Annotated in this window: 23 protein-coding genes; 11 read left to right on the forward strand and 12 right to left on the reverse strand. The window is 32.9% G+C overall.

Annotation, left to right across the window (positions count from 1 at the left end; translation table 11 throughout):
• Positions 1 to 301 precede the first annotated feature (301 nt).
• Entirely contained in the window at positions 302 to 637 is a 336-nt protein-coding gene (locus KGF41_RS04510) for a helix-turn-helix domain-containing protein (RefSeq protein WP_227854543.1), read from the reverse strand.
• A gap of 370 nt (positions 638 to 1,007) precedes the next feature.
• Between KGF41_RS04510 and KGF41_RS04515 the strand changes: the two genes are divergently transcribed.
• The 5 genes from KGF41_RS04515 to KGF41_RS04535 all read left to right on the forward strand — a co-directional run bounded on the left by KGF41_RS04515 (position 1,008) and on the right by KGF41_RS04535 (position 4,036).
• Positions 1,008 to 1,697: a hypothetical protein gene (locus tag KGF41_RS04515; RefSeq protein ID WP_227856399.1), complete on the forward strand. Its 690-nt coding sequence runs from the start codon at positions 1,008 to 1,010 to the stop codon at positions 1,695 to 1,697.
• Positions 1,698 to 2,888, forward strand: a complete 1,191-nt coding sequence (locus KGF41_RS04520; protein WP_227854541.1) for a hypothetical protein — start codon at positions 1,698 to 1,700, stop codon at positions 2,886 to 2,888. It begins immediately after the preceding gene.
• Between the two features lie 112 nt (positions 2,889 to 3,000).
• On the forward strand, positions 3,001 to 3,477 hold the full coding sequence (locus KGF41_RS04525; protein ID WP_227854540.1) for a JAB domain-containing protein: 477 nt from the start codon (positions 3,001 to 3,003) through the stop codon (positions 3,475 to 3,477).
• On the forward strand, positions 3,467 to 3,748 hold the full coding sequence (locus KGF41_RS04530) for a hypothetical protein (protein ID WP_227856400.1): 282 nt from the start codon (positions 3,467 to 3,469) through the stop codon (positions 3,746 to 3,748). The genes KGF41_RS04525 and KGF41_RS04530 overlap by 11 nt, the downstream gene beginning before the upstream one ends.
• Positions 3,749 to 3,838: 90 nt before the next feature.
• Positions 3,839 to 4,036, forward strand: a complete 198-nt coding sequence (locus tag KGF41_RS04535; RefSeq protein ID WP_227854538.1) for a hypothetical protein — start codon at positions 3,839 to 3,841, stop codon at positions 4,034 to 4,036.
• 41 nt (positions 4,037 to 4,077) lie between these two features.
• Here KGF41_RS04535 and KGF41_RS04540 read toward each other — a convergent pair whose 3' ends face one another.
• The 6 genes from KGF41_RS04540 to KGF41_RS04565 all read right to left on the reverse strand — a co-directional run bounded on the left by KGF41_RS04540 (position 4,078) and on the right by KGF41_RS04565 (position 10,234).
• Positions 4,078 to 5,586 carry a relaxase/mobilization nuclease domain-containing protein gene (locus tag KGF41_RS04540; RefSeq protein ID WP_227856401.1) on the reverse strand — a complete coding sequence of 503 codons (1,509 nt, stop codon included), beginning with the start codon at positions 5,584 to 5,586 and terminating at the stop codon, positions 4,078 to 4,080.
• Positions 5,573 to 6,112 carry a hypothetical protein gene (locus tag KGF41_RS04545; protein WP_227854536.1) on the reverse strand — a complete coding sequence of 180 codons (540 nt, stop codon included), beginning with the start codon at positions 6,110 to 6,112 and terminating at the stop codon, positions 5,573 to 5,575. Before KGF41_RS04545 ends, KGF41_RS04540 begins: the two co-directional genes overlap by 14 nt.
• Positions 6,113 to 6,461: 349 nt before the next feature.
• The gene (locus KGF41_RS04550; RefSeq protein WP_227854535.1) at positions 6,462 to 8,165 is read right to left on the reverse strand and encodes a phage/plasmid primase, P4 family; all 1,704 of its coding nucleotides are present in this window, start codon (positions 8,163 to 8,165) and stop codon (positions 6,462 to 6,464) included.
• 158 nt (positions 8,166 to 8,323) lie between these two features.
• Complete coding sequence (locus tag KGF41_RS04555; RefSeq protein WP_227854534.1) at positions 8,324 to 8,581, reverse strand: helix-turn-helix domain-containing protein; 258 nt, start codon at positions 8,579 to 8,581, stop codon at positions 8,324 to 8,326.
• A gap of 868 nt (positions 8,582 to 9,449) precedes the next feature.
• Positions 9,450 to 9,773 (reverse strand): hypothetical protein, encoded by a 324-nt coding sequence (locus tag KGF41_RS04560; RefSeq protein ID WP_227856402.1) that lies wholly within the window; start codon positions 9,771 to 9,773, stop codon positions 9,450 to 9,452.
• The gene (locus tag KGF41_RS04565; RefSeq protein ID WP_227856403.1) at positions 9,764 to 10,234 is read right to left on the reverse strand and encodes a hypothetical protein; all 471 of its coding nucleotides are present in this window, start codon (positions 10,232 to 10,234) and stop codon (positions 9,764 to 9,766) included. The genes KGF41_RS04560 and KGF41_RS04565 overlap by 10 nt, the downstream gene beginning before the upstream one ends.
• Before the next feature lie 176 nt (positions 10,235 to 10,410).
• Here KGF41_RS04565 and KGF41_RS04570 point away from each other — a divergent pair, with 176 nt between their 5' ends.
• From KGF41_RS04570 to KGF41_RS04585, 4 genes are all read left to right on the forward strand, one after another.
• Positions 10,411 to 10,611: an excisionase gene (locus KGF41_RS04570; RefSeq protein ID WP_227854532.1), complete on the forward strand. Its 201-nt coding sequence runs from the start codon at positions 10,411 to 10,413 to the stop codon at positions 10,609 to 10,611.
• A 71-nt stretch (positions 10,612 to 10,682) separates the two neighbouring features.
• Positions 10,683 to 11,876, forward strand: a complete 1,194-nt coding sequence (locus KGF41_RS04575) for a tyrosine-type recombinase/integrase (RefSeq protein ID WP_227854531.1) — start codon at positions 10,683 to 10,685, stop codon at positions 11,874 to 11,876.
• Positions 11,877 to 12,202: 326 nt separating this feature from the next.
• A complete protein-coding gene (locus KGF41_RS04580; protein ID WP_227854530.1) occupies positions 12,203 to 13,969 on the forward strand; it encodes a site-specific DNA-methyltransferase in 1,767 nt (588 codons plus the stop codon).
• Positions 13,962 to 16,625 carry a DEAD/DEAH box helicase family protein gene (locus tag KGF41_RS04585; RefSeq protein WP_227854529.1) on the forward strand — a complete coding sequence of 888 codons (2,664 nt, stop codon included), beginning with the start codon at positions 13,962 to 13,964 and terminating at the stop codon, positions 16,623 to 16,625. Before KGF41_RS04580 ends, KGF41_RS04585 begins: the two co-directional genes overlap by 8 nt.
• Positions 16,626 to 16,939: 314 nt before the next feature.
• On the opposite strand, the gene KGF41_RS04590 is transcribed toward KGF41_RS04585, so the two are convergent.
• Positions 16,940 to 17,293: a hypothetical protein gene (locus KGF41_RS04590; RefSeq protein WP_227854528.1), complete on the reverse strand. Its 354-nt coding sequence runs from the start codon at positions 17,291 to 17,293 to the stop codon at positions 16,940 to 16,942.
• Positions 17,294 to 17,374: 81 nt separating this feature from the next.
• Positions 17,375 to 18,817: a cell wall-binding repeat-containing protein gene (locus tag KGF41_RS04595; RefSeq protein ID WP_227828819.1), complete on the reverse strand. Its 1,443-nt coding sequence runs from the start codon at positions 18,815 to 18,817 to the stop codon at positions 17,375 to 17,377.
• Between the two features lie 965 nt (positions 18,818 to 19,782).
• Between KGF41_RS04595 and KGF41_RS04605 the strand changes: the two genes are divergently transcribed.
• Entirely contained in the window at positions 19,783 to 20,994 is a 1,212-nt protein-coding gene (locus tag KGF41_RS04605; protein WP_227840928.1) for an ROK family transcriptional regulator, read from the forward strand.
• A 99-nt stretch (positions 20,995 to 21,093) separates the two neighbouring features.
• Complete coding sequence (locus KGF41_RS04610) at positions 21,094 to 21,609, forward strand: ferritin (RefSeq protein ID WP_227840927.1); 516 nt, start codon at positions 21,094 to 21,096, stop codon at positions 21,607 to 21,609.
• A gap of 269 nt (positions 21,610 to 21,878) precedes the next feature.
• On the opposite strand, the gene KGF41_RS04615 is transcribed toward KGF41_RS04610, so the two are convergent.
• The 3 genes from KGF41_RS04615 to KGF41_RS04625 form a co-directional block, all read right to left on the reverse strand.
• A complete protein-coding gene (locus KGF41_RS04615) occupies positions 21,879 to 23,978 on the reverse strand; it encodes an acetate--CoA ligase family protein (protein WP_227856404.1) in 2,100 nt (699 codons plus the stop codon).
• Positions 23,979 to 24,103: 125 nt separating this feature from the next.
• On the reverse strand, positions 24,104 to 24,643 hold the full coding sequence (locus tag KGF41_RS04620; RefSeq protein ID WP_227828823.1) for a 2-oxoacid:acceptor oxidoreductase family protein: 540 nt from the start codon (positions 24,641 to 24,643) through the stop codon (positions 24,104 to 24,106).
• A 2-nt stretch (positions 24,644 to 24,645) separates the two neighbouring features.
• Entirely contained in the window at positions 24,646 to 25,386 is a 741-nt protein-coding gene (locus KGF41_RS04625) for a thiamine pyrophosphate-dependent enzyme (protein ID WP_227842348.1), read from the reverse strand.

Below are 25,386 nucleotides of genomic sequence, written 5' to 3' on the forward strand. Positions count from 1 at the left end.
ATGATAATAGTTAAATTTTATTTACAATACTTCCTCTTTAAAGAAATACCTTATTTTTATAATAAAAATAAAGTGTTTTTGCCATAACCGCAGTAAAACACAGTTTTTATTATAGTTTTTGGCTCATAATACAAGCTATTTACTACCTATTTACTACTAATGAATAACAGACTTTATGAATAGAACCCGACAGCTTAAATGTCGGGTTCTATTATTTTAGATAGCAATCTTTCAGATTGCCGAGAGGAATAAGGAAGTCAAATACTTAAAAGGGATATTGCTACATCAAAAATCAATACTCCTAATCATTATTTTTATCTAATGAGATTTTAAGCGATTTTATTACGTCTGTTATAACTTTCAACTCCTGTGGCTTACAAGAACTGAGAATATTGCTAATTTCATCTGTCATTGCTGTTCTATTCACTTGTGGAGCATCAAAAAGAAGTGCATCTGTCTGAACAGATAAAACATCCGCAATTTTAACCAGCACAGCAAGGCTTAACTTGGTGTTTCCTGTTTCTATATGGCTCATGTGAGTTGCAGATATTCCAACCATATCTGAAAGCTGTTCTTGTGACAGACCGTAAGCTTTTCTGTATTTTCTTATTCTTTGTCCAATTTCATAATAATTCACATCATCACCGCCTATACAATTTATCTATATATGTATAGTATAGGCATTTACGAGATGTTATAATAAACTATATGGGCTTTTTATCGCCTAATTAGTTTATATAACATCAAAACCCGAGGAACATCCAATAATTTTTGGGGTAGATAAAACTTTTTTAAATTTGTTTTGTCTAAGTTATATAAAAATCAAAATATAATCTAAAGGAGAAATGAAAATGAAAAAACTGTCTAAGGTATTTGCCTTAACAATCGCAACAAGCCTTATGGCTTTATCCCTTACTGCTTGTGGGGGTAGTAAAGGTGACGTAAAGACTGCTAAAGAACCAATTTCTGCTTCTGAAGCATTTAATCAAGAGGGGATATGGTTTTATATGGGCAATGACGGAAAGGTTGGTAAAGATGAAAATATTTCATCCATTTTAGTTTTTGACGGAAAAGGAAATGTCACAGATTATGATTGTAGCACTCTTACTTTCTCTGATTTGAAAGAACTTTCAAATGATGAAATAATATCGCTTGCCAAAAAACTTGATAAGGATGTTTTTGAGTCCGATATTTCTAATCTTAAATCAAGTATTGATAAAGAAATAACAAATGTCTCTGAAACAAAGGGAGCTATCGTAAATGAGATGAACGAAGTCAAGGAATTAGAACCAGATAAATCCTCTGAAATTGAAGAATTCTACAGTGAAGACATTGACCTTTTACAAGTGGATTTGAATAATTTGGATAATTTGCTAGCAGAAGTTTCTAATCTTAAATATAAAGAGCCAGATGCTGTTCCTTATACCATCCATATCGAAACAGATACTTCGGGGAATAACACAAAGGAAGAAACTCTTTCATTTGAAAAAAAATATCGAGCTACATATTATTCAGATAATATGACACAAATTGAAAATAGTTCTACTGCTGAAATTCAACTTTTCCCTGACTATGGAATTCAGACTGTGTATGATATGAATTTTAGAGGATTTGCTACTATAGTAACTCTTGTTAGCGAAGACCACGCAGGATTTATATTAGATACTCCGGACGCTAAAGGAATTGAGGTGGATTAATTGAATAAAATCAAAGAGTGGCTAAAAAGCCACACCAAACAAGCGATAGCAATAGCTGTCGCTATCGTACTTATTATTATCTTTGCTATAGCTGGTGCGACAAGTGCTTTCAGCAAAGATTCTGAACCAAAATCCGAAACATCTGTAACTGAATCTGAAACTGTCAAAGAAACCATCATCGACGAAATCAAGCTTAACGTCACAGGTGACGACGCATGGACTACTGAATCAAGCCCTGCTATCGTTCACATCAAAGGCACTGACAAAGACACGAAGTCCACAGACTTCTACCACGCCATCTCTTACGGCAAAGAAGAACCAAAACTATCTCTTGTGTCTGGTGAATACGAAATCACTGTCGTTGCACCTATCAATGTGGACGGTTCTATCCACGTCTTAGCTAACGCTAATAAAGACACTGACGGAGACGGCGAAAATGATGCCTTAGCATTCAATTCTGCTGACTTCGCAAACGCAAAGACTGAAAAAGAACAACTTAAAGTTGAAATTACTATCAAGCAGATTCCTGCTGACCAAGTAACTGACGACATGATGAAAGAAGTCGTTAGCAACATCAAGACTGCTATCGCTAAAGGTGATGAAACGCTTAAAGGCGATAACGGAAAGAAAATTCTTGAAACCGTTAACAAAAACGTAGATGCTAACGAGCACATCAGTGACGAAACAAAAGAAACAACCGAATCCGCTCAGTCTGAGACTGAATCCAAACCTACGGAAACTGTAAAACCTGGTAACACGGGTGATACGGGCAAAAATGACAATTCCGGTAACTCAGGTAACACCGGAAATACGGGTAAACCGAATAACGAGAAACCTGCTCAGAAAGAACCTGTTTGGGTTCCCGAGAAAGGCCACTACGAAGACATCGTAGAACAAGTTTGGGTACCAAACATCGTTACTGTCGTTGTCACACCAGAAAAGACTGAACAAGTATTTGACTACATGACATATTACTTCCCTGAAGACGGTTACTCAACCACAAGCGCATCTGACTGTAAAGCACACGCTGTAGCGTTAATGCAACAGGGATTAAACGGTAACTACCAGCAACAGGAACACTACAAGACAGTCACTACATCTGCCGTTACCAAACAAGAAGACCAAGGTTCTTACCAGAACAAAGTAACTGGTCAGAAATGGGTCGTTGACGTTCCAGGTCACTGGGAATAACCCACATACACTACTTAAGCATTTCGCTTAGGTAGTGTATTTTTTTATTCAACTTCATTTTCAAAGAATGCCTATCGGCATTCGAGAGTACGAGCAAAAGGAGGATTTCTATATGAATATTAGAAAATATGTTTTAGAGCTAAATGACGAAAGGCTGCCTACAATGGTGTGTGAGGATTCTTACGATTATGAGAAAGCAACTGCTTTGAATAGTCCTGCTGTAATTGCGGAAATGTTAGAAACTTGTTTCCGATTAAAACACAAGGTAGAAGAACACGTTGTTGTAATTGGTGTAAATAAAAGGCTACATCCAGTAGCATTATTTGAATTAGCACATGGTGGCTCAGCTGACTGCTATTTTTTGCCAAAGGAATTACTTACTAGAGCCTTGATGTGTGGAGCTAACGGTATCATTGTCGCCCATAATCACCCTAGTGGGAATACGCTACCTTCAGCAGATGATATTGACATATGCAAGCGTATTGAACATGCATCATCCATTATTGGAATTGATTTAATCGATTTCATAATCGTTGGCGATGATACTTACAGCTTCAGAGAAAGAGAGGAATTAACTAATGAAATTTGAACATATTAATAGCTTTGCTGACCTAGCAGAACTTGTTGGTTCTATGGTACTTGCTAATGAAATGACGTTACGTCAGTTACAAATTATTAACGGTGATATATGCGTTGGGGAGACTGTGTTTCAATTTTATATAATTTCCAATCCAGAATTTTTATTGAAATTCACAAATGAATTGGTCTTTTATGATGATGAACTTTGCCTTTACGTCTGGGGAATTAAGTACTTCGGAAAAAGCTGGTATCTCGTTCCGCCACCAGAATTTCACGAATAGAAAGGAAATATCATGTCATTAGAAAATTACTACAAGCCTAGAGAACATATCAAAGTTGCTAGTGATAAAATCTTAAATCCAAATGAGATTATGGCAGGGATGCTTGCCATAGAACAGCATACAGGAAATATATTTCTTGTGCCAAAGGTTCTTGCCTACAATGCAGACAATCAAGGTGGAAAGCCAGCAAGCACACCAGCAATGGCGGCAGTGCCTACAGGGCAAGGCAACTTCATAAATGTGAAAAATTTAATTCCATTACACATCAGTGACTTGTTTCATGAATAAAAAATAACGACTTCCAAAGCGGGAGTCGTTATTTTTTTCAATCAATCAATTTCTAGGTTTTTATCCATTGTCTGCTTATAATCCTCATATACAGATTCCATATCGGCACTTACATTTCTTCCTTTACCTTGTGAAATGATAGTGTTGTTATGAATCGCTTTTTGAGCCGATTTCAGCCGTTTTTCAGAATCCCACATGGCTTTACGACTCTCGTATAATTGTTCTTCTGCATCGTTTAACTGAACTTGTTTGTGTTCAGTCATTACGTCTATTAAAAGGAATGCAAACATCTGAGCAAACATATCATTTATCATGCGGTCAACAGGGTTCTTTGCTTTACTTTGCGAATGCTTGAATATTTGTTGTAAAGCATAAAATGACGGTGTTTCTTGCTTTCTTAGTACATCTCTGTATTCTTTTGATGCTATATATTCTTTTCTACTGGCATCTACGTCACTTTGAAGCATTGCTATGTAGTCTTTAGGGTTATCCTTTATTTGCATAATACGTTTTCGATTTATCGGGTTTCCATGGCTTCTATGTGCCACCTCTAAGCTATCAAGCATGGGTATTACATCATCGTCACTTAAAATAAAAGATTGTAAGAAAGAATCGTTATCTCGATTAGCTTTCTTAGTTATATCTATCATATTTAGATTCATCGTATTTTTCTCCATTTCTTTATTAAGTACAGGTTCAATCTCTGTATGTACTTCTTTTTGCTCTGCCTGTTTTTCGGTAAAATATTGTTCAATACTGCCTTTTTTCAAATCATCCGCCAGCTTTTTTCCTGCTCTACGTCTGGAACGTCTTTCACCAGCAAAGCCCTTTTTCGTATGATATGTCCAGCCTTTATGGATTTCTCCTGATTGTTTATCTGCTTTCACCGTTTCCTGCAGGGTAATTCCCTCAGCATTCAGTTTTTCCTCAAATTCTTCTAGGGATTGAGATTGATTTCTTATACGTAGTATCGTATCACCTAAAGTTCTGCTATAGTAACTCTCTGAATCTCTGACTTCTTGCCATAGCATAGGCTTCTTCACAAAAGCAGGCTTTCCTATCGTTGACAGACCATTTTCAATGCAAATCTTATCGGCTACACAAGCTACATGGTGATGCGACAGGCCATGCGATACCGCATGATCTGTCGTTACGTCTTGATTGACCACCATTACATGACCATGTAGACAGCCACCCTCACCGTCACCATGCATGGTTACCCAACAGGGAGAATGTGGTGCTAACTGTTTACATATCAAATAAATAACACCCATCGCTTGCTGGACATCTTGCGGATTCTCTGGCTTTAACTCATCAAGACCAAACGATACACGTACTTCATAGCCACCAATTTTGCGTTTAGTGTGTTGTTTTAACACAGCTTCCGCATAACTGGTAATCGCTTCTCTTGAACCCATATCGCCCATTTCTGCAAGGATACGGTTTGTATCATGCTTTATGTGATGCTTGCGCATATCACCGTTGCCTAATTCAGTATACGACATTCGCCCTCTGATGTTGGAAAGTGCTTGAATATTAGTCGTCGCCATAATTGTATTCCTCCAAATATCTATCGCCAACTGTTCGCAGTCCGTATAAATAGTTATCAATTCCTTTATCAACTTCGGTATCCACATCAACAACAAAATCTTTGCGAGATTCCTCAACTTTTTGAATTAATTCCGAAACCTTGTTGACGATTTCTGGCACACACTTCACAGCCTGAAATGTGCTTAGAAATTCATCATTATCCATGTATTTATAATTAACCTGTTTCGTAATTAATGACTTTGCAATCTGATTTACATGAACACCTAACACTCTGCATTCAGATGCTAATTCTTCTAAACTTGCATTATGAATGTTTTTTACTTCTGTTATTGTTACATTTTTCAAATCATGAATCCCACCTCGTAAAACCTGAGAGCGAGTCATATGTAACTTTTCGCAAGTCGTATCTAATACATCTATATCAAAGTCACTCAATCGTACTTCGACACGATGTTTCTTTTGGATAGCATCTAACTTCTGTCTTGTTGCTTTCGTACTTCGTTTTTGATAATTAATTTCTTCCATTGTTACTTCCTCCTGATTTTAATTTCATTGTTTGACGAAAGGGGATACTTCGCAAGCATGGGAGTTGTACGTATAAATTGCGATTCACGCAATTTTCACTTCTCCTCCCGCTTGCAAAGGGAAATATCCCTTTGAACCCTTTTTCATCAATAGCCTATTTTTTCACCAACGACTTGGTGAAAATCAAATAACTTATAAAAGAAAAAAAGCGATATACTATTAGCTTATGGAACTAAGTTAGTTCCTATATTGCTAAAGGTAATCGCTTTTTTTACGGTCGTGCCAACGATAAGCTCTTTACCGCATATGGCATTCAGGAATTGATAATTCCAACGGGCTTTGTATCTATTTAATTGTTAATAAGATTTGCATCTTTACGTAACTTGATTGCAGTAGGTGTACGCTGAATACCACGATACTTTTTCCCATCCATAACTTGTGATGGTGTGCAAATTTTATTGGGGTCTGAGCCTTTGTATGTAGAATCCCTGAGAGCAATTACGTTAAATTTCAAAATGAGTGGCTCTGGGAAATCAACTTTACCTCTGGGGCTTACTTGATTAATTGTTACATCCCAATCAGGATACCCGTCTTCAAGTAATTGTTTGACTTCTTTGATAAATCCGGTTTTTGCAATTGCTTTACCTGATGGTACGCTTGATGTAAACCACCCTAGATAGAACATATAAAGAAAATCATAAGGAATTAAATCCCATGAAAATTCCGAAAGGCTTTCATCAAGGAATTGACGTACAGGGTCATTGTAGTGCTTTACTTCATCTAATAATTCAGTACAAGCTGATGGCTCAGATAATTCATAATAGTCCATATTCAGAACTTTATGTAATGCATATACTAATACGTCATTTCTGCCAAGATAGTCTTTTTTGATATATTTACGCTCAATGCCTTTGAATGATTTACTCATTGGTATTGGCAATAAGCGACGATACAGTGATTCTGATTTATCCTGAAATTTGGGGATTTCATTAACACATTGAACCATCATACCCTCAAAACGAATATCCTTTGGTTCTTTCATTTTAATGTTGATACGAATCACATCATGTATTATCGCTGCCTTGAATGCATCAGCTGAGCTAAGGAAAGTCTCAGTGTCATTTTCATCAACAATAACGGCAGATGAATACATGAGCGGTTTTAGCATAAACTCCTTACCAAAATCTCTGATTGGAATAGAAGTGAACGCACCTGACCTGCAAAGGTTACGCATGAACTCGCACAAAGTTCCTTTGCCATTATTCCCAACTACGGAGTACAGCAATACTGCTTTATTCCAACGTATAGTAGGGCGGATAATACTGCCAACCACCTGCCACAGAAGTTCAACCACCTCAGGGTCATCTGAAAGAGATTGCATCCATGATTCTACATCCCAAGGCTCACCATCTGGCATAATAATAACAGGGTTTGTAGGATTCGGAATATAGTCTACATGAGACTTTGTTGTGAATACATATTCTGGGTCAAAGTCCATGAGTATTTTATTTTTGTAATCAAAGATGCCGTTATTAACTGGTATAAGGTGCTTTTTATTACAACGAGTACGTTTTTGTGTAATATTCTCAAGTGCCTTTGTCACTTCTTGAATACCTTTCGTATCTATCGTAAAATTATATTTACGAATTATTTCTTCTAGTGCATCTTCTCTAGTGTCATAGATACCACGGTTATCGCCTGCTTCTTGGTAAAGTCCAATAGTATAATTTCCGTCATCGTGAAATCCTAACCAACATATACGACAGGCTCGATATACCTTAGTTATTATCATTGCAATCTGTGTGTTTTCTAATTTCTTTAATATTCGATATCGTTCGGCAGGGGCTTTCTGATTTGGGTATTTATCATTTAAGGATGCATTCGCTGGTACGTTGGGGTCTTCTGGACCCATATTGTACTCACGAATAGCTCGATTAACAATATTCAGTAATTCTGCTTCAATAGTTGTTGGTGATGGTACTGAGTCCATATCAATATCAGCAAGATAATCTGCTGTTGTTGTTTCAATAAGTGAATTATAAGTTTGTTCCATGATAGGCATCTCCTTTTTTTTGTTTGATTTTGATGTATTTAGTTACAACAATCTTGCGATTTCCTTGAATTAATATAAGGAGATATGGTAAAATATATGTAACTAAAGAATAGATGTCGTCCATATGTGTTTGTAGCACTGGGTGACTATTTTTTTGTCTACATTCCGTTTTTGCGAATGTAATCTTGAAATCGTTGACTGTCAATCTTATAGCCGGCTGTTGCACCATGAGAGAATTTAACGGTGAATAACTCGCCATTTTGCTTTATCATTTCATAGACTCTACTAACTGAAACACCAAAGTACACACTGGTTTCTTTGACGTTTAGAAAGGCTTTTTGTGATAAAGCAGACAGGAGTTGATTGTATTCCTCATAGGTAACATAGCCAAGGGCTGTTCGCTTCAAATTATTCATTTTTGCCTCCTTTCTAGTCATAGGAAAACGCAAAAAAAGCGCTAAACCTATGGACTTTTGTTTGTCCATTAAGATTCACCGCTTTACATACGATTATTAAACCAGCGTCAGCTCTATCTTCGCATATGAGGATTCAGGAGGATTTATTCGCTATAGCACGATACCTTCCAACGAGCTTTCGGATGTGAATATTTAATTTATGGAAGTAATTTTACCATATCTTTTCCTATCTTACAAGTACCTTTTCATTTTTTTGCTTAATACGTAAATCATACGTACAATACAAGACAACCGATGTTATCTGGCTCATTTCATGAGAGCCAGTTTTTTTCTTGTCTATCAAGGGGTACAAGCAGAATCAAAAAATATTAGCTCAAACCATAAAGCGAGGTTGAGTCATATTTTTTGTTGACTATCAAAGAGTACAGGGTAAGTGGCTCACATGGCTCAGGTTTTTCGAGTTTCTTTTCTTTATGAGTTATATCAAATCATAAAACACTTTTATTTAGTGTTAAGTTGAAAATAGGTGAGCCAAATGAGCCAATACGCTTAATGCCCTTGTGTATCAAGAAATTTCTTGGCTCATTTTGAAAAATAGCAAATGAGCCAGATGAGCCACGATGTATTCTTTCCCCTGATATACAAGGGGAAATTGTACCTTGAAACGTGAGCCAATAAAAGAAATAACAGTTTACTACTTTTTCTATGTACAGTGATTCTCTTTTGACTATCTGCTTTGAGCGTTAGCGAAAAGCTACCATTCCAGTGAATGTACTGCATACAGCAATAAAAAAGCAAGCAGGCATGAAAGCCTGCCGAGGGATAGTAAGGGTATCAGTATGAATATATGCTCTTATAGCATTGTTTGCTATTTCCTTTTTTTCTGAACATACCCTTTTTTCTTTTTCAGACGTAAATAACTTCGCCGAACAACCATTTCCTGAGATTTTGCCTGATATGCATCTATCGCTGTATATTCACCACCACGGACATAATTTTTAATATCTTTCATCAGTAATTCTTCATTCAAAGAAAACTGCTCATTGAATAACGCTGTAATCATAATCTCTAATTTGGTTTGTTGAAAAAGACGTTCGATTTCTCGTTCTTCGCTTTCGCTTTGACGTAAAAAGGTTTCATATAACTTTAGTGTTTCTTTATCTTCATCAGATAAATCAGACCTTAGATGCATCCCTTTTTTTTAAGAATCACTAATTCATCTGCTGTTACATATTGTTTCAATCCAAATCTATCAGCATCAAGAAAATTTCCGTCAGCTTCTGTAAGTCCTGCTTTTTTTAGGAGTTTGCGACGTTCTTCTCTAAATGCTTCAAATTCTTGTTCTTGTTCAAATTGAATTTCTTTATTTGTTGTATAGGTTAAGTCTTTTCCTGCAACTTTCCTATAATAGCGTTCTACCTTGGCATCATTGAAATAATCCTCAACATCTGCCCAAGTATAGTAACGTGCTTTCCCTTTGTCCTTGACTAAAACATAGGGCTTTTTATTCACGCTCATATATCGCTGAATATGTCGGATGATATTCGTATCATCAAAATCCATTACAATGCTATATTCTTCTTTTACACGCTCTAAAATATCCGCGATTGTCAAAGGGTACTCGTCACTAATAAAATCCTTTGTTTCTGCCATGTTTTCAAACTCCTTTGTTATATTTGACGTTTCAATGAGTAAATGTCGTTTTGATTATAGCATAAATACGTTATTTGGTCACTATTTGTCGTTATTGATGTCGTATGAAATGTTGCATAATAGGGTCATGGTCATCGATGCACCAAATAACAATTACATAAAGGAGCGTGAAAAAGATGAAGAACGTTGTACCTATTCACGAGAAGTATATGCTTTCCATTGAAGAAGCAAGCCAGTATTTCCATATCGGCGAAAACAAGCTACGCCAAATTGTGAATGAGCAAAAAGGAGCAAACTGGTTATTTTATAACGGCAAACGTCTATTAATCAAGCGTGAGATGTTTGAGCGTGTCTTAGACGAAATAGATACCATATAATCATTCACTGAACCTTGGTGTGTTTCATTACACATCAAGGTTCTTTACATAGAGAAAGGAGCATATTACAGATGCAAAAAAGAGCTGATAAAAAAGGCAGACGTCTTTTTAATGGAGAAAGTCAAAGACCTGATGGCAGATATGCCTATAAATATATAGATGCAAACGGAAAGCCTAAATTCATTTACTCATGGAGACTTACTGCAAATGACACTCCACCAAAAGGGAAGCGTGATTGCATCCCGCTTAGAGAACAAATAAAGGCTATCGAACGAGATTTAGCTGATGGCATTGATACACTGGGTAAGAAAATTACTCTATGCGAACTTTACGCCAAACAAAACAGAAGTCGTGCAAACGTTAGAAAAAGCACTATAAACAGCAGAAAAGCCCTGATGGATGCCCTACGAGAAGATAAGCTAGGAAGTCGGGCTATTGACTGTATTAAGCCATCAGATGCCAAGGAATGGGCTATCCGCATGAAAGAAAAAGGGTTCGCATACAGTTCAATCAATAATTTCAAGCGTTCCCTTACAGCATCCTTTCACATTGCTATCAGTGATGACTACGTGAGAAAGAATCCATTCAATTTCAATTTAAAAGATGTCATTGCAGACGACACCAAGCCAAAACAAGCATTAACAGAAGAACAGCAGGAAAAGCTACTTGCCTTTGCTGAAATTGACTATGTATATAAGTATCATTACAATTCCATCGTCATACTTCTAAATACTGGACTACGTATTTCTGAACTATGTGGGCTGACTGTATCTGATATTGATTTTGAAAGTAAGTTTATCAATGTTGACCATCAACTTCTAAAAGATAAAGATGGTTATTATATTGAGCCACCAAAAAGTGAAAGTGGCTTTCGGCAAATACCAATGAGTGAAACAGTATGTCAAGCATTTCGACAAGCCATAGAAAACCGTAGTCACGCACAACCAATTACAATTGATAATTATAGTGATTTTATTTTCCTGAACAAACAAGGGAATCCAATGTACAGTACCTTATATACATCTACGTTTAAAAACCTTGTTAAAAAATATTGTAAGTATTATGGCGAAGATGCGTTACCTAATATTACACCGCATATTTTCAGACATACCTTTTGCACCAATATGGCTAATAAGGGCATGACCCCTAATAACTTGCAGTATGTCATGGGGCATAAGAACATTACCATGACTTTAGGTTATTACACTCACGGCTCACATCTTTCAGCCCAAAACGAAATGAATAAGTTCTTTGAAAATCACTAGTGAAAATGATGTTTTTATTTTCATTTTATTTGTCCACAATATTTTTTAAATGAAATTGTTAATACATAGATTACAAAATTGCAAATTGAAAATAACTCCAAAACAGAGTATAATAATGTTGTTAAATCAAATTCTAAAGTAAATAAAATTATTTGTGGATAGGCTTTGAATTTGATGTAGTATTTCAAAATTAAACATACATTTATTAACGGTAAGGAAACTGATGTAGATACTTGGCAATAGCTTACATAGATTTAGTGTAGAAATTTTGGAAAAGCAATGATTAATTACAAAGTAATAATAATATCTAAATTGGGGGATATGGTGTGAGTAATAAGTTAGAACTAACTTGGTATGGAAAAGAAAAAAAACTTAAAATAGAACCAAGATTATTAATTGAAAATAAAGAATTATCAAATACAGAGTTTGATGCTGATACAGAGAATATGTTAATACATGGGGACAATTTGTTGGCACTAAAAGCACTGGAGAGTAAGTATGCTGGAAAAGTGAAATGCATTTACATTGACCCTCCTTACAATACTGGAGCAGCATTTGAACATTATGATGATAATGTTGAGCATAGTATTTGGTTGAATTTAATGAAAGCTAGGCTTGAAATTTTAAAAAGACTAATGTCAGACGAAGCTTCAATATGGATTCAGATAGACGACGAAGAGCAGGCATACCTTAAAGTTTTATGTGATGAGGTTTTTGGAAGAAAAAACTTTATTAATATGATTTCTGTAAATATGAAAAATGTTGCAGGTGCATCAGGTGGAGGAGAGGATAAAAGACTGAAGAAGAATTGTGAATACATATTAGGCTATGCAAAGAATTATGACAAACTTCCTGTATTCACTGGAGTTTATTCTTATACAGAAATGTCCGACTTAATCCAAAAATATATAGATGAGGGTAAAAGCTGGAAATATACGACAGTCCTTATAAATCCCGGAGAAAAAGTATTTTATGGCACAACTATTGATGGTGATGGAAATGAAATCAAAATTTATTTGAGGAAAAATCCAATAATGATGTCAATTAAACAAGTTGCAAAAAAAGATGGTATAAGTGAAAAAGAAGCCTACAAAAAATACGGAACTAAAGTTTTTAGAACTACAAATGCTCAATCATCAATAAGAGCGAGGATTCTTGAATTCAGGAAAACAGAAAATATAAGTGATAGCATTCTTTCAATTGAGTACGTGCCTAGGTCAGGAAAAAACAAAGGCAGTATATATGAGCAATTTTATAAAGATGACGCTTGTAATTTGTTTGTATGGTTAAAAGATACCAGTGAAGTCATTGATGGGGTTTTATACAAAAAAGATTTACAGGGTACATATTGGGATATGAATGCTTGGATGAAAAATGTTACAAGAGAAGGTAGTGTAACATTCCCTAATGGGAAGAAGCCTGAGCAAATCATTAAACAAATCATCGGCATGACTACTGATGAAAATGATATTGTGCTTGACTCCTTCTTAGGTAGTGGTACTACATCTGCTACTGCACACAAAATGAATAGAAGATGGATAGGTATTGAAATGGGACAGCAGGCATATACTCACTGTAAAGTACGACTTGACAAGGTAATATCTGGTGAGGATAGTGGTGGTATTACTAAATCAGTTAATTGGCAAGGTGGAGGTGGATACAAGTTCTATGAACTTGCTCCATCACTTATTAATATTGATATCTTTGATGAACCCGTTATTAATAAAGAGTACAGTGCAGATATGCTTGCTTCGGCTGTTGCCCTACACGAGGGATTTAATTATCAACCATCTGAGGATGTTTTTTGGAAACAATCTGTAGGGAATGAAAATTCATATTTGTTCGTAACTACAAGGCATTTAACATCTCAATACATTGACTCAATTAAAGATGCAATGGCTGATAATGAATATCTTATTATAGCGTGTCGTTCATTTGATGCAGGTCTTGAAAAAGAATATAAGCAAATAACAGTCAAAAAAATTCCAAATATGTTACTAGCAGATTGTGAATTTGATAAGGATAACTATAACTTGAATATTATTAATCCACCTATGTATGATGATTTTGAGGAGGATGAAGCTGATGAATAGTAGTGATAAATTTCCTCAATACACGCCAGAGTATATAAGTGGGGTTATGTCACTTCGAACACCTCAAACTAAATCATTGGAAATTCTAGATGATATTGCAAGTGACATTAAGCTAATCAACAGGAATAGTGATTTAGTTACATCGTTGTCAGATATAAAAAGTAAATATCCTACTTGTACTGACTTTGAAAAAGAGTTTATTTCGTTGACATTTGCATTAGCAACTGGTGTTGGAAAGACAAGACTTATGGGAGCTTTTATTAGTTATCTATACACGCAACATGATATTAAAAATTTCTTTGTTGTTGCCCCAAGTTCAACTATCTATGAAAAATTAAAAAAGGACTTAGGCGACCCATCACATCCAAAGTATGTTTTTAAAGGTATGGGATGTTTTATAAATCCGCCAAAAATTATTTCTGATGAAGATTATAGAAATAGAAATCTCTCATTGTTTGAATCAGATATTAATATATTCATTTACAATATTGACAAGTTTAATAAGGAAAATGTTAAGATGAAAAGTTTTAATGAGTACTTAGGGCAATCTTTTTATGATGAACTTTCTAACTTGAATGATTTAGTAATGATAATGGATGAATCTCACCACTACCGTGCGGAAAAAGGAGCTTTAGCATTAAATAAACTAAAACCAATATTAGGTTTAGAGTTAACGGCTACACCCCTTGCAAAAAAAGGAACGAAACAAGTTCCATTTAAAAATGTTGTGTATGAGTACCCACTTTCTAAAGCAATTGAAGATGGGTATACAAGAACGCCATTTGCAGTCACTAGGTCAGATATCAACTTTTATAATTTTGGGGATGAACAAATTGATAAATTAATGTTACTGGATGGTATAACTTGTCATGAAAATGTTAAGAACAAACTTGAAGTCTATGCCAACAATAACAATAAAAGATTAGTTAAGCCCTTTATGTTGGTTGTTTGTAAAGACACAGAGCATGCAACAGTAGTAGAGAATTTTATCAAATCAGATGAATTTAGGAATGGCGAGTATAAATATAAAACAATTACAGTTCATTCAAAAATGCGTGGTTCAGAGAGTGAACAAAACATGAGACTTCTTCTAGATGTTGAAGATATTAATAATCCAATAGAAATTGTAATTCATGTTAACATGCTTAAAGAAGGATGGGATGTAAATAATTTATTTACAATTGTTCCATTAAGAACTGCAACATCAAAAATTCTGAGGGAGCAAATGGTAGGTAGAGGATTACGTCTTCCTTATGGTGAGCGAACAGGTGATAAGGAAATAGATGCTGTAATGTTAACTGCCCATGACAAATTTAATGAAATTTTGTCAGAAGCCCAAAAAGGTGATTCTATTTTCAAGGCTGGGAATGTTATTAAAGTTGAAGAGATTGAAGATGAAAAAATTATATATACTCAGTTAGCATTAGATACAAATAAGGATGAACAACTTGAAAGAGCATTTCAGCATACAAATGTGGATAGAACAACTGAAAATGAAATGCTACTTAATAAAGCAAATAATGCAATTAAAGATGCTGTAAGTAACCATGTACATACCACAAAACGTGTAGAGGAGTCATTAGATGACTTAGGTAAGAAAACTATCGTATCTTCAATTGAGGCCCAGCTAAAAGAAGATGTTGATTTGGGAACTACTTATTATGATAATAAAGATATTTTTAGCGCATGGATTGTAAAAGAAACTGAAGAAACTTATCGAGCTATCGTAAATAAATTTATTCCTATCCCAAGAATAAAGATAACTGATAATGGTGTAGAAGAATATTGTTTTGTTGATTTTGATATTGATTTAAACGATTTTAATCATATTCCAATTGAAAATGATATGTTAATACAAAGTTTAGAAAATCTATCTGATAGAGAACGTATTAAAGGAAACATGATAGATTTTGAAGGATACAATCCTAAGAAAGTGATATTAGAAGAATTAAGGAAGAAACCTGAAATTGACTATGAAAAGAATACTGAACTAATAATTAAATTGATTTCACAAGTGGTTAACTACTACGAGAGCAAATATAGCGAAAATGGTATGCATAATATAGTCATGATGAATAGAAAAGATATCTCAAACAAAATGTACTTACAGATGATGCAGCACTTTTACTGTGAAAATGGATTTCTTGTAGAAGAAGTGGTAGATGTGAACAATGTCAATATTCAACAAGCTCATACTTATAGTGAGCAAAAGAATTTGTATGAAAATTACACAGATAATATACGCTCTATCTTATTCACTGGAATAATAAAAGGTGTGTTTGACTGTGCAAAATTTGATAGTAAACCTGAGCTAATTTTATCAAGAATTCTAGAACGTGATGATTTTGTCAAGAATTGGTTAAGACCTGCAAAGAAAGAGTTTAACATAACCTACAATAATGGAAAACAGTATGAACCAGATTTTGTTGTTGAGACTGATACTAAAGTTTACCTTGTTGAAGTCAAAGGTGAAGACAAATTGAATGAGCCAGATGTCGTTGCAAAAAAGAAGCGTGCAATAAAGTACTGTGAAGTAGTTTCAAACTGGGGGAAGGCAAACGGATATAAACAATGGGAATATCTATTTATTCCATCAATGCAAATACATGAGAATTCGTCATTTAAACAACTTTCAAAACAGTTCGTTGAATTGTAAAGTAAAAAACTTTAACATTTTGTTGAGGTTTTTATTTTGTGATATGTAGAGAAACGAATAGTTTTACTACTTAATTTACTACTTTAGAAGAAGACGCTTTAAGCCTTTATACACCAAATCATAAGTTAGAAGGTATTATTTAAACACCTACATTCCACTTTATACAAGGGGTTGTAGGTGTTTAAGAAGTTTTAATAAATAAATCCAAAATATGGCTAATGTTTATACAAAAAAGGAAGTGTCTGAATTGATTTTATAAAATCAATTCAGACACTTCCTTATTAATACATTTTGTTTAATATATTTTATTTAATTTATCTTTTAAAAATTTTCATTTTTTGACAAATCTTAGTGGTTATATATCCAATCATATAAAAGGCTGCATAAAGTAAAACATAGATATATGCTGAATCATTTAAAAATATATACATTAATATTATATAAGTTATTAAAGATACTACAAGTGATAAAATCAAGTTAGTTTTACTCAATACACAAACTATCCCTTGAATTAAAAAAGCAATTGGAAAAATCAAAACCATACCTATTACAAAAATCCCTTTGGCAGGAATATCTGGTATATTAAATATATCTGTAGCAAAAGTTAAAAACATTAATAACATTATGATTGTAGGAAATATAATACTAAAAACATTACTTTTTTTCATGATAAATTTTCCTTATTTGTAATTTTAAATTAGCTATTTAAATGAAACCCAATAAATATAGCTGTTAAATTAATAATTTAATTACTTTGTCGCCTCAATTTCTCCCATCATTCTAACTAAGTCTTGTCCATATTGACCACCAGCCCAATTATTAGAAAGACTTTCAACTGTTTTAGCTTTCCCAAATAAAGATTTTTCATGTCTAGGGTCTACTGGATTTGAAAGTGGATAGCCCTCTTGTCCTGCATATAGACATAAATGTTGAATTTGAGCTAGTATTCCCTCTTCCCAAGTATCAAATCTTGAGTGTGCATTTTTGTCAGTATCAGAACCACCAACAGAAGTCTTAAGTCCACAAGGATTCTTAAATGATGCATCTAATACTCCACCAAAATTACAGAAACCAGTTTCTTTTGCTGATTGAGCTACTGCTAAAACAGGATTTACACCTTCTTGAACAGCTGTATCATATAGTATTGGTATCAATTCTATAAATAAATCATTTGCTTTTTTAGATTTAGCCCATTTTAGACAAGCTTCTAAACTAGCTGTTGGTTCACCTAATATACTTGTCTCATCTTTTATAGGTGAATCCCCTTTTGTAGATGAATCACCATTATTCTGTGCAGCAGAAACACATTTATTATACACACTATCGCTTATTGAACCTAATCTAGTAATCTTATCTGCTCCTGCTAGTATGGATTTATCACTATCTTCTGATACTAATACAATTGGATTATCTTTAGCAATTGTAGAACCTGTAAGAGCATTCACTAAATCATATCCATCACTTAAATAAAATTCTGATGAATCTGGATAAAATTCTTTTATAACTTTTTTATTTGTATCATATCTATCTGAACCACCAAGTCTCTTAGAGTTAGTCTTGTTAACTAAACTAGTACTCATAGAAATACTTCCACCTACAGCATATGATTTTACATTACTTGTTGAAAAAGGAACACTTTTTCCATCTGTAAGTACTATAGGAGCTACATCTCTTACTGAGACAGGTGCAGCACTTATAGTATCAGCCTCTCCTTTATATGCATTAGTTAATATAACTTCATCAACTTTTTTAATGGTACTTACTTCTTTGGCAACACTATAACTAGTCTTTATTCTATCATCTCCACCTAGTCTAGTTACTTGTGCTCCTGTATTTTTCAGCTCAGTTTCTACTGACTTACTTATTGATAACTCTTTACCTATTATGTATATCTTTTTTACATTTTTTAATCTTTGTTTTGTTTCATTTGGTATGTTACTTTTTTGAGCAAGCAAAATTGGAGCATCTACAGCACCAGCAAGACCACTTGCTGAAAGACCATCTGCTATAGAACTATCCATATTTACCACAATGGCTGTATCATAGCTCGTTTTATCTGCTATTAATCCAGCCGTCTCATATATGTTCTTACCTTTAATGGTATCTGATGTTAATGCACTTACATTAGGTGCATTCATTAGAAATATAGCTAATGTTAAACCTAATGCTAAAACTCTTTTAATTGTTCTCATATTCTTCCCCCTTGATATATCAAGCTTAATCCAAAAATGACTATAACATAGTAATACATCTACGCTATAGTCATTTATTATAATTTAATAATTATATGTTTCTTATTATATCATAAATTACAAAAAGTTTCCATAATATTAGATAGATTAGAGAAAAAATTTACATTTTAGTTACAATTTCCCATATTTCAGTTCTAATACATACATATTCGGTAACAATTTGTAATAAAAATTGATAAATACACCTTATATTTATTTTAAAATTATACAATAATGAAATTTATTGCATATAAAAATTTATCATAAATTATATAATACTTTTATTATTGAATAAATATATTATAAAAATTAAAACTTAATTTAAATAAGTAATTTGACAAATTTATTAGGAAATTCTAAGTATAATAAATCAAAAAGAGCCACAAAATCTAGCATTTAAGTGGCTTTCTATTATTCCAATTGATTATATAAAGTGATTTTCTCATTTTAGAAATATAAATAATTATTTTTTCAAAATAACCTAAAAAATAAGCTTCTAATAACTTAAAAATCTGGAATTTAATTTCTTCTATTAATTTCGTCTGTTATTAATGATTTAGAAATATACATTGCTTTTATTATATTTCTAAATCGTTTGTAATTAGTAGTACCCTCTGCAAATTTTGACTGTGCTTTTTCACATTTGTTTATACTTGAAGATACAGGTCGTAGTGCTTCTATTAATTCTTCTTTTGTATATTTATCTATAGTATTTCACCTCAAATTCTAATTTATTATTATATACCTTAATTTACTTCAATATTTTTCATCCTATTATAACATATTTTTAGTGCTATTCTAATATATAATGTGATATATTCTAGTTAATGGTATTTTCGAACTTAATCAAATGTTATTCTATTATAAGGTCATAGTATATATATGAAAATACATAAAAATACTTAACTTTTTTAAGGAGATTTCCAATGAGCAACAAACAAGGTTCTAACATAAAAGATGTAAAAATTAAAAATAAGTTAATAATACTGAAACTACTTTCTACAAATACTCCTATGTCTAGAGTTGATTTAGCTAAATCTACAGGTCTTACTAAAATGACTTTATCAAATCTAGTCACTGAGCTTATTAATGAAAACATGATTAGAGAGATAGAATCATCAACTTTAAATGCACATTCATCAGGTCGTAAACCTATTTTATTAGATATTTCTAATATATCTCCTTGTGTTTGTGGCATTTTAATAAGAAGAAATATTTGTAAGGTAATCATTGCAGATTTAAAAGGTAATATTGTCAAACAACTTTTTGAGACTTACCCTAAATATCTGTCAAATGATGTTTTAAAAGATATAATAAAAAGAATGTTTACTAAAATAATGAAAAATAACAAAAGAGATATAATTGGAATTGGCATTTCTTCAATAGGTCCTGTAGATAATATAAATGGTATAATATTAAATCCTCCAGACTTTGGAAATGTATCAAACCTAAACATAGTAAATTTTATAGGAGAAATATCTGATTTACCTATATTTTTGATAAATGATGCTAATGCAGGTGCTTTGGCTGAAAAAATGTATGGTCTAGGCAAAGATATTCAAAATTATATATATTTACATATAATGAATGGAATTGGAGCTGGTTTAGTATTAGAAAATAAACTTCACACTGGTAATTTAGGTCAAAGTGGTGAAATAGGACATACATCTATTAATTTTAGTGGTCCAGTATGTAGTTGTGGAAATAATGGATGTCTAGACTATTATACAAGTGTGAGTAAGTTAATTAAAAGAATTGAATCATTAAGTCATATTTATCCAGATTCTCCACTAATTAATTGTAAAGATTTTTCTCTAGTCAAGTTAATAGATGAAGCCAATAATAAGGATAATCTAGGGATGTTTTTGCTTGATGAATTTTGTACATATATATCATATGCATTAGTAAATACACTTACCTTAATTGATTGTAGTTCTATAATAATAGGTTATGACTTTAATATCCCTGGTACATTTATAGAAAATACATTATTAAAAAAATTGACTGCTTCAGCAAGTTTTTCTAAATATAAAAAAATAAATGTAAGACATTCAAATTTTGGAGCAAATGCACCATTAATTGGCTCTGTAGCCATAGTAAGCTATAATTTTTTTAATGGTAGTATAAATTTTGATTAAACATGTAAAATATTAAAATATTTAATTAGTTTTGTTGAATATTTTTCCATTTAATATTATTATATCTTATAAGAGCGTTTAAAATTTGGAGGTATAAAAATGATTTCAGCTAAAATGGAAAAATTACTTAATGAACAGATTAACCATGAATTATATTCTGCATATCTTTACCTTTCTATGTCTTCTTACCTTGAAGCAGAAGGACTTAAAGGATTTTCTAATTGGTTTTATGTTCAATATAAAGAAGAAACAGACCATGCTATGTATTTTTACAAATACTTACATAATGTAGGAGGAAAGGTTCAACTTGATGCTATACCAATGCCAGATGCAGACTTCACTTCTGCAATGGATATTCTTGAACGTACATTAGCTCATGAACAAAAGGTTACTGCTTTAATAAACAATCTAGCTGCTGTAGCAAACTCTGAAGCAGACTTTAGAACTTCTCAATTCTTACTTTGGTTTATATCTGAACAAGCAGAAGAAGAGACAACTTGCGAAGACAATATAAAACGTGTTAAACTTGCTGGAGAAGGTGGGTTATTCTTTGTAGACCAAGAATTGGCTACTCGCATATATTCAGCACCAACAAATCCACCTGTAACAATATAAAAATATTAACGTTAAAATTTTTAGTATAATAGATAGGGTGTTTTAATGAAAATCAAGATTGATTCTATTCATTAAAACACCCTTTATGATTTGTCTTATATGTAGTATTTTACTTTTTATACATTGCTATTTTACAATCATATTTAAAACTCTATTTTTAACTTAAAGTATTCTATAATTAAATGTGGGGTGACTGAAAATCACAATCTATAAATTAGTGTAATTTTCAGTCGGTACTTTGATTATGGTTGAATACCAAAACTTGTTAACTATTTATATTTAACTATTAAAGCGTCTACTGCACATACACCTTTTCCCCTAGGATATACAAATACAGGATTTAAATCTATTTCCTTAACCTCATCCTTGTTTTCATAAGCATATTTCCCTAATTTAACCATCATATCTGCAAGAGCATCAACATCGCAAGGTTCGCTGCCTCTGTATCCATTTAAAAGCTTAAATGATTTTAATTTTTTAAGCATCATTATAGCTTCATCATGATTTATAGGTAATGGATATAAAGTAGTATCTTTAAATACTTCTACAAATACTCCACCTAAACCAACTAATAGCATTGGTCCAAATTGGTCATCATTAGTTATACCAATAATTATTTCTACTCCACTTTCAACCATTTCTTGAACCAGTATACCATCAATCTTGGCATTTGGTTTTGCTTCTTTTACATTAATTAAAATCTCATTATATGCACTTACTGCCTCTTCTCTATTATTGATTCCTACTTTGACTCCTCCAACATCAGATTTATGTAATATCTCTGAAGAGTTTATTTTTAATACAACAGGATAGTTGATGTACTTCAAAATTTTATCTAATTCATCAATACTTTTTGCAATACCTTGACCTGGCACTGGTACTCCATATTTCTTCATTTCAATTTTACTATCTAATTCTGATAAGGCTACTACATTGTTTGAGTCTCTTTTCTTAACAGCTTCAAATTCTAAAGTTCTCTTTGAATAATCATAATCTACAAATTTAGCCATTTTATTGAAACAAGTAAATGTAGTTCCAACTGATGACATTATAGGTACTTGACTATTTTCTAATCTAGCCCTATAATTTAGATATCTATTTCCTTCAAGTGTAGGAACTGCAAATACAGGCTTCTTCAATCCTTGTTCTCTAGCTTCACTTACAGCTTGACAAAGAGTCTCATGCATTTCATTTTCTTCATCTCTTATATTTGCACCTATCATAGTAAATCCAACACTATCATCTTTATCAAATGTATGTAATAAACCTACTATCATATCTTTTTCATGAAATAATGCAGTTGTAGCATCCAATGGATTTTTAGGTGTTGCAAATCCTGGAAGATATTTTTTCATCTCTTCTTTAGTTTCAGTGGATATTTCTGCAAGTTCTACACAATTTTCTTCTGCTAAATCTGCACAAATAGTATTTTCTCCCCCTGAGAAGTTTATTGCTGCAAAATTAGAATTTTTAGGCAAATTACCATCTAAAACACTAAAAGCCTGAGCTAAACTCATAAATTGTTCTAAATTCTCTACAGAAATTACTCCATACTTTTCAAAAATACTCTCAAAAGCTTTACTTGAACCAGCTAAGTTTCCTGTATGAGAAGCAGCTGATATAGCTCCTTTTTCTGACCTTCCTGACTTCAAGATTATTACTGGTTTTCTTTTTTGAGCTGCTTTTTTTAGTGCATTTATAAATTTTTGAGGATTTTTTAGCCCCTCAAGATAAATAGCTATTACTGATGCATAATTATCATCTACAAGAAAGTCTACTGCATCTTCTAGTGTAACTATATTTCCATTTCCTGTTGAAAAACCATAAGATATATTAAAATAATCACTTGAAACAATTTCTGCAGTTATAAATCCACTCTGCCCTACAATTCCTATCCCTGGTTTTTTAGTATCCAAATCCCACTTAGAACCACCAGCCCATAGATTAACTTTATCTATGCAGTTTAGTAATCCCATACAGTTTGGACCTAATATTTTCATATCATATGTATTAGATATTTCTATAAGTTGATTTTCTAAATCTACTCCATCTTCTGTTCCTTCTTCTGCAAATCCACTAGCATATACCACTGCTGCCCTTGTTCCTAATTCTCCAGAATCTTTTAACACAGATGGAACTACATTTCTAGGTGTACATACTACCACACAGTCTACAACTTCTGGAACTTCTTGTATTGTCTTATAGCACTTTCTCCCAAATAATTCTTCTCTTTTGGGATTTACATAATATACTCTGTCTGTATTTTTACTTTTTACTATGCTAAGTGCTGCACTTCTACCAAAGCCAAGTTTATCAGTAACTCCTACTATAGCAATACTCTTTGGTCTAATAAGTTTTTCCAAACTCATAAATTCACTCTCCTATATATTTTATAGTTGTGATTTTAAGTGAATTCTATCTCAAGATAAAGCTTCTCTTGGCACTTAAGATTTGTTAAATCTTGAGATGAACCACTTAAGATAAGGGTAATTTATTAAATGGCGTTATTATAGCCTTCCATGAATGCTGCTTCATTTTGAACATTAAATTTGCCTTTTCCTTTTTCCTCAAAGAAATCACACATAGTTTTTATGGCTAATTCTTTCTCAAATAATCCTGTTTTTGCAATCAATGCTCCAAGAACTACTACATTTGCAGCTTTTGGATTGTTTGCCTTTTGAGCTAATTCCTGACAATTTATTTTAACTACATTTACATCTTCTCTTAATGCTATATTTTCATCTATCGCAGACGTATTAATAACTACTGTTCCTCCTTCTTTTACTAAATTTATATAATCTAAGGATGGCTTATTCATCGCTACTAAAACATCTATTTCTTCCATATCAGGTCCACCTATACTCTCATCAGAAAACTTAACCACACTATATGCTTTTCCACCTCTCATAGTTGGACCATATGCTGGCATCCAAGTAACTTGTTTTCCTAATTCAAGTGCTGATTCAGCTACAATTAAACCTAAAGTTAAAACTCCTTGACCACCAAATCCTGCAAATACTAACTCTTTTTCCATAACTATTCACCATCCCTTTGCTTAAATTCGCCAAGAGTATAATATGGCACTATTTCTTCTTCCATCCACTGGATAGATTTTTCTAATGATACACCCCAGTTAGTTGGGCAAGGTGCTAATATTTCAACCAATGAATATCCCTCTCCATTTAATTGAGCTTCTATAGCATTCTTTATATATTTTTTTAGATTAATTATTTCTTTTGGACTATGAACTGAACCTCTTGCTACATAGGCTACATCAAAGTAATTTGCCACCATTTCAGGAACTTTTAATGGACTACCAGTAGTTTTTATATCTCTTCCATTTACACTTGTTGTTGTAACTTGACCTGGCATAGTAGTCCATGACATTTGACCACCAGTCATTGCAAAGTTATTGTTATTTATTACAAATACAGTTATATTATGATTTCTATATGCAGTATTTAATGTTTCAGAAAGACCTATAACATATGCATCTCCATCACCTTGATAAGTCATAACTAACATATCTGTTCGTGCTACTTTAACTCCTATGGCTGTAGATGAAGCTCTACCATGTGCAGTTTGCATCTTATCACCATTCCAGCTAAAATTCATATTACAAACACAGCCAACGCCTAAAGTTAATACATGATTTTTTTCATATCCATTTTCTTCTATCACTTCTGCTATTATACGGTTTACTATTCCATGACCACAACCTGGGCAAAATTTGTTTGGTATTGAAACAATGCTAGGTGTTAATCTATCTGTAGCCAT

The organism is Clostridioides sp. ZZV14-6150 (assembly GCF_020657875.1).
GTDB lineage: Bacteria > Bacillota > Clostridia > Peptostreptococcales > Peptostreptococcaceae > Clostridioides.

What these genes read in the sequence shown, in the direction of transcription:
- KGF41_RS04515 (WP_227856399.1), top strand. Translation starts at nt 1,008, where the DNA reads ATGGGCAATGACGGAAAGGTTGGTAAAGATGAAAATATTTCATCCATT.
- KGF41_RS04525 (WP_227854540.1), top strand. Translation starts at nt 3,001, where the DNA reads ATGAATATTAGAAAATATGTTTTAGAGCTAAATGACGAAAGGCTGCCT.
- KGF41_RS04530 (WP_227856400.1), top strand. Translation starts at nt 3,467, where the DNA reads ATGAAATTTGAACATATTAATAGCTTTGCTGACCTAGCAGAACTTGTT.
- KGF41_RS04535 (WP_227854538.1), top strand. Translation starts at nt 3,839, where the DNA reads ATGGCAGGGATGCTTGCCATAGAACAGCATACAGGAAATATATTTCTT.
- KGF41_RS04540 (WP_227856401.1), bottom strand. Translation starts at nt 5,586, where the DNA reads ATGGCGACGACTAATATTCAAGCACTTTCCAACATCAGAGGGCGAATG.
- KGF41_RS04545 (WP_227854536.1), bottom strand. Translation starts at nt 6,112, where the DNA reads ATGGAAGAAATTAATTATCAAAAACGAAGTACGAAAGCAACAAGACAG.
- KGF41_RS04550 (WP_227854535.1), bottom strand. Translation starts at nt 8,165, where the DNA reads ATGGAACAAACTTATAATTCACTTATTGAAACAACAACAGCAGATTAT.
- KGF41_RS04555 (WP_227854534.1), bottom strand. Translation starts at nt 8,581, where the DNA reads ATGAATAATTTGAAGCGAACAGCCCTTGGCTATGTTACCTATGAGGAA.
- KGF41_RS04560 (WP_227856402.1), bottom strand. Translation starts at nt 9,773, where the DNA reads ATGCATCTAAGGTCTGATTTATCTGATGAAGATAAAGAAACACTAAAG.
- KGF41_RS04565 (WP_227856403.1), bottom strand. Translation starts at nt 10,234, where the DNA reads ATGGCAGAAACAAAGGATTTTATTAGTGACGAGTACCCTTTGACAATC.
- KGF41_RS04570 (WP_227854532.1), top strand. Translation starts at nt 10,411, where the DNA reads ATGAAGAACGTTGTACCTATTCACGAGAAGTATATGCTTTCCATTGAA.
- KGF41_RS04575 (WP_227854531.1), top strand. Translation starts at nt 10,683, where the DNA reads ATGCAAAAAAGAGCTGATAAAAAAGGCAGACGTCTTTTTAATGGAGAA.
- KGF41_RS04585 (WP_227854529.1), top strand. Translation starts at nt 13,962, where the DNA reads ATGAATAGTAGTGATAAATTTCCTCAATACACGCCAGAGTATATAAGT.
- KGF41_RS04590 (WP_227854528.1), bottom strand. Translation starts at nt 17,293, where the DNA reads ATGAAAAAAAGTAATGTTTTTAGTATTATATTTCCTACAATCATAATG.
- KGF41_RS04595 (WP_227828819.1), bottom strand. Translation starts at nt 18,817, where the DNA reads ATGAGAACAATTAAAAGAGTTTTAGCATTAGGTTTAACATTAGCTATA.
- KGF41_RS04605 (WP_227840928.1), top strand. Translation starts at nt 19,783, where the DNA reads ATGAGCAACAAACAAGGTTCTAACATAAAAGATGTAAAAATTAAAAAT.
- KGF41_RS04610 (WP_227840927.1), top strand. Translation starts at nt 21,094, where the DNA reads ATGATTTCAGCTAAAATGGAAAAATTACTTAATGAACAGATTAACCAT.
- KGF41_RS04615 (WP_227856404.1), bottom strand. Translation starts at nt 23,978, where the DNA reads ATGAGTTTGGAAAAACTTATTAGACCAAAGAGTATTGCTATAGTAGGA.
- KGF41_RS04620 (WP_227828823.1), bottom strand. Translation starts at nt 24,643, where the DNA reads ATGGAAAAAGAGTTAGTATTTGCAGGATTTGGTGGTCAAGGAGTTTTA.
- KGF41_RS04625 (WP_227842348.1), bottom strand. Translation starts at nt 25,386, where the DNA reads ATGGCTACAGATAGATTAACACCTAGCATTGTTTCAATACCAAACAAA.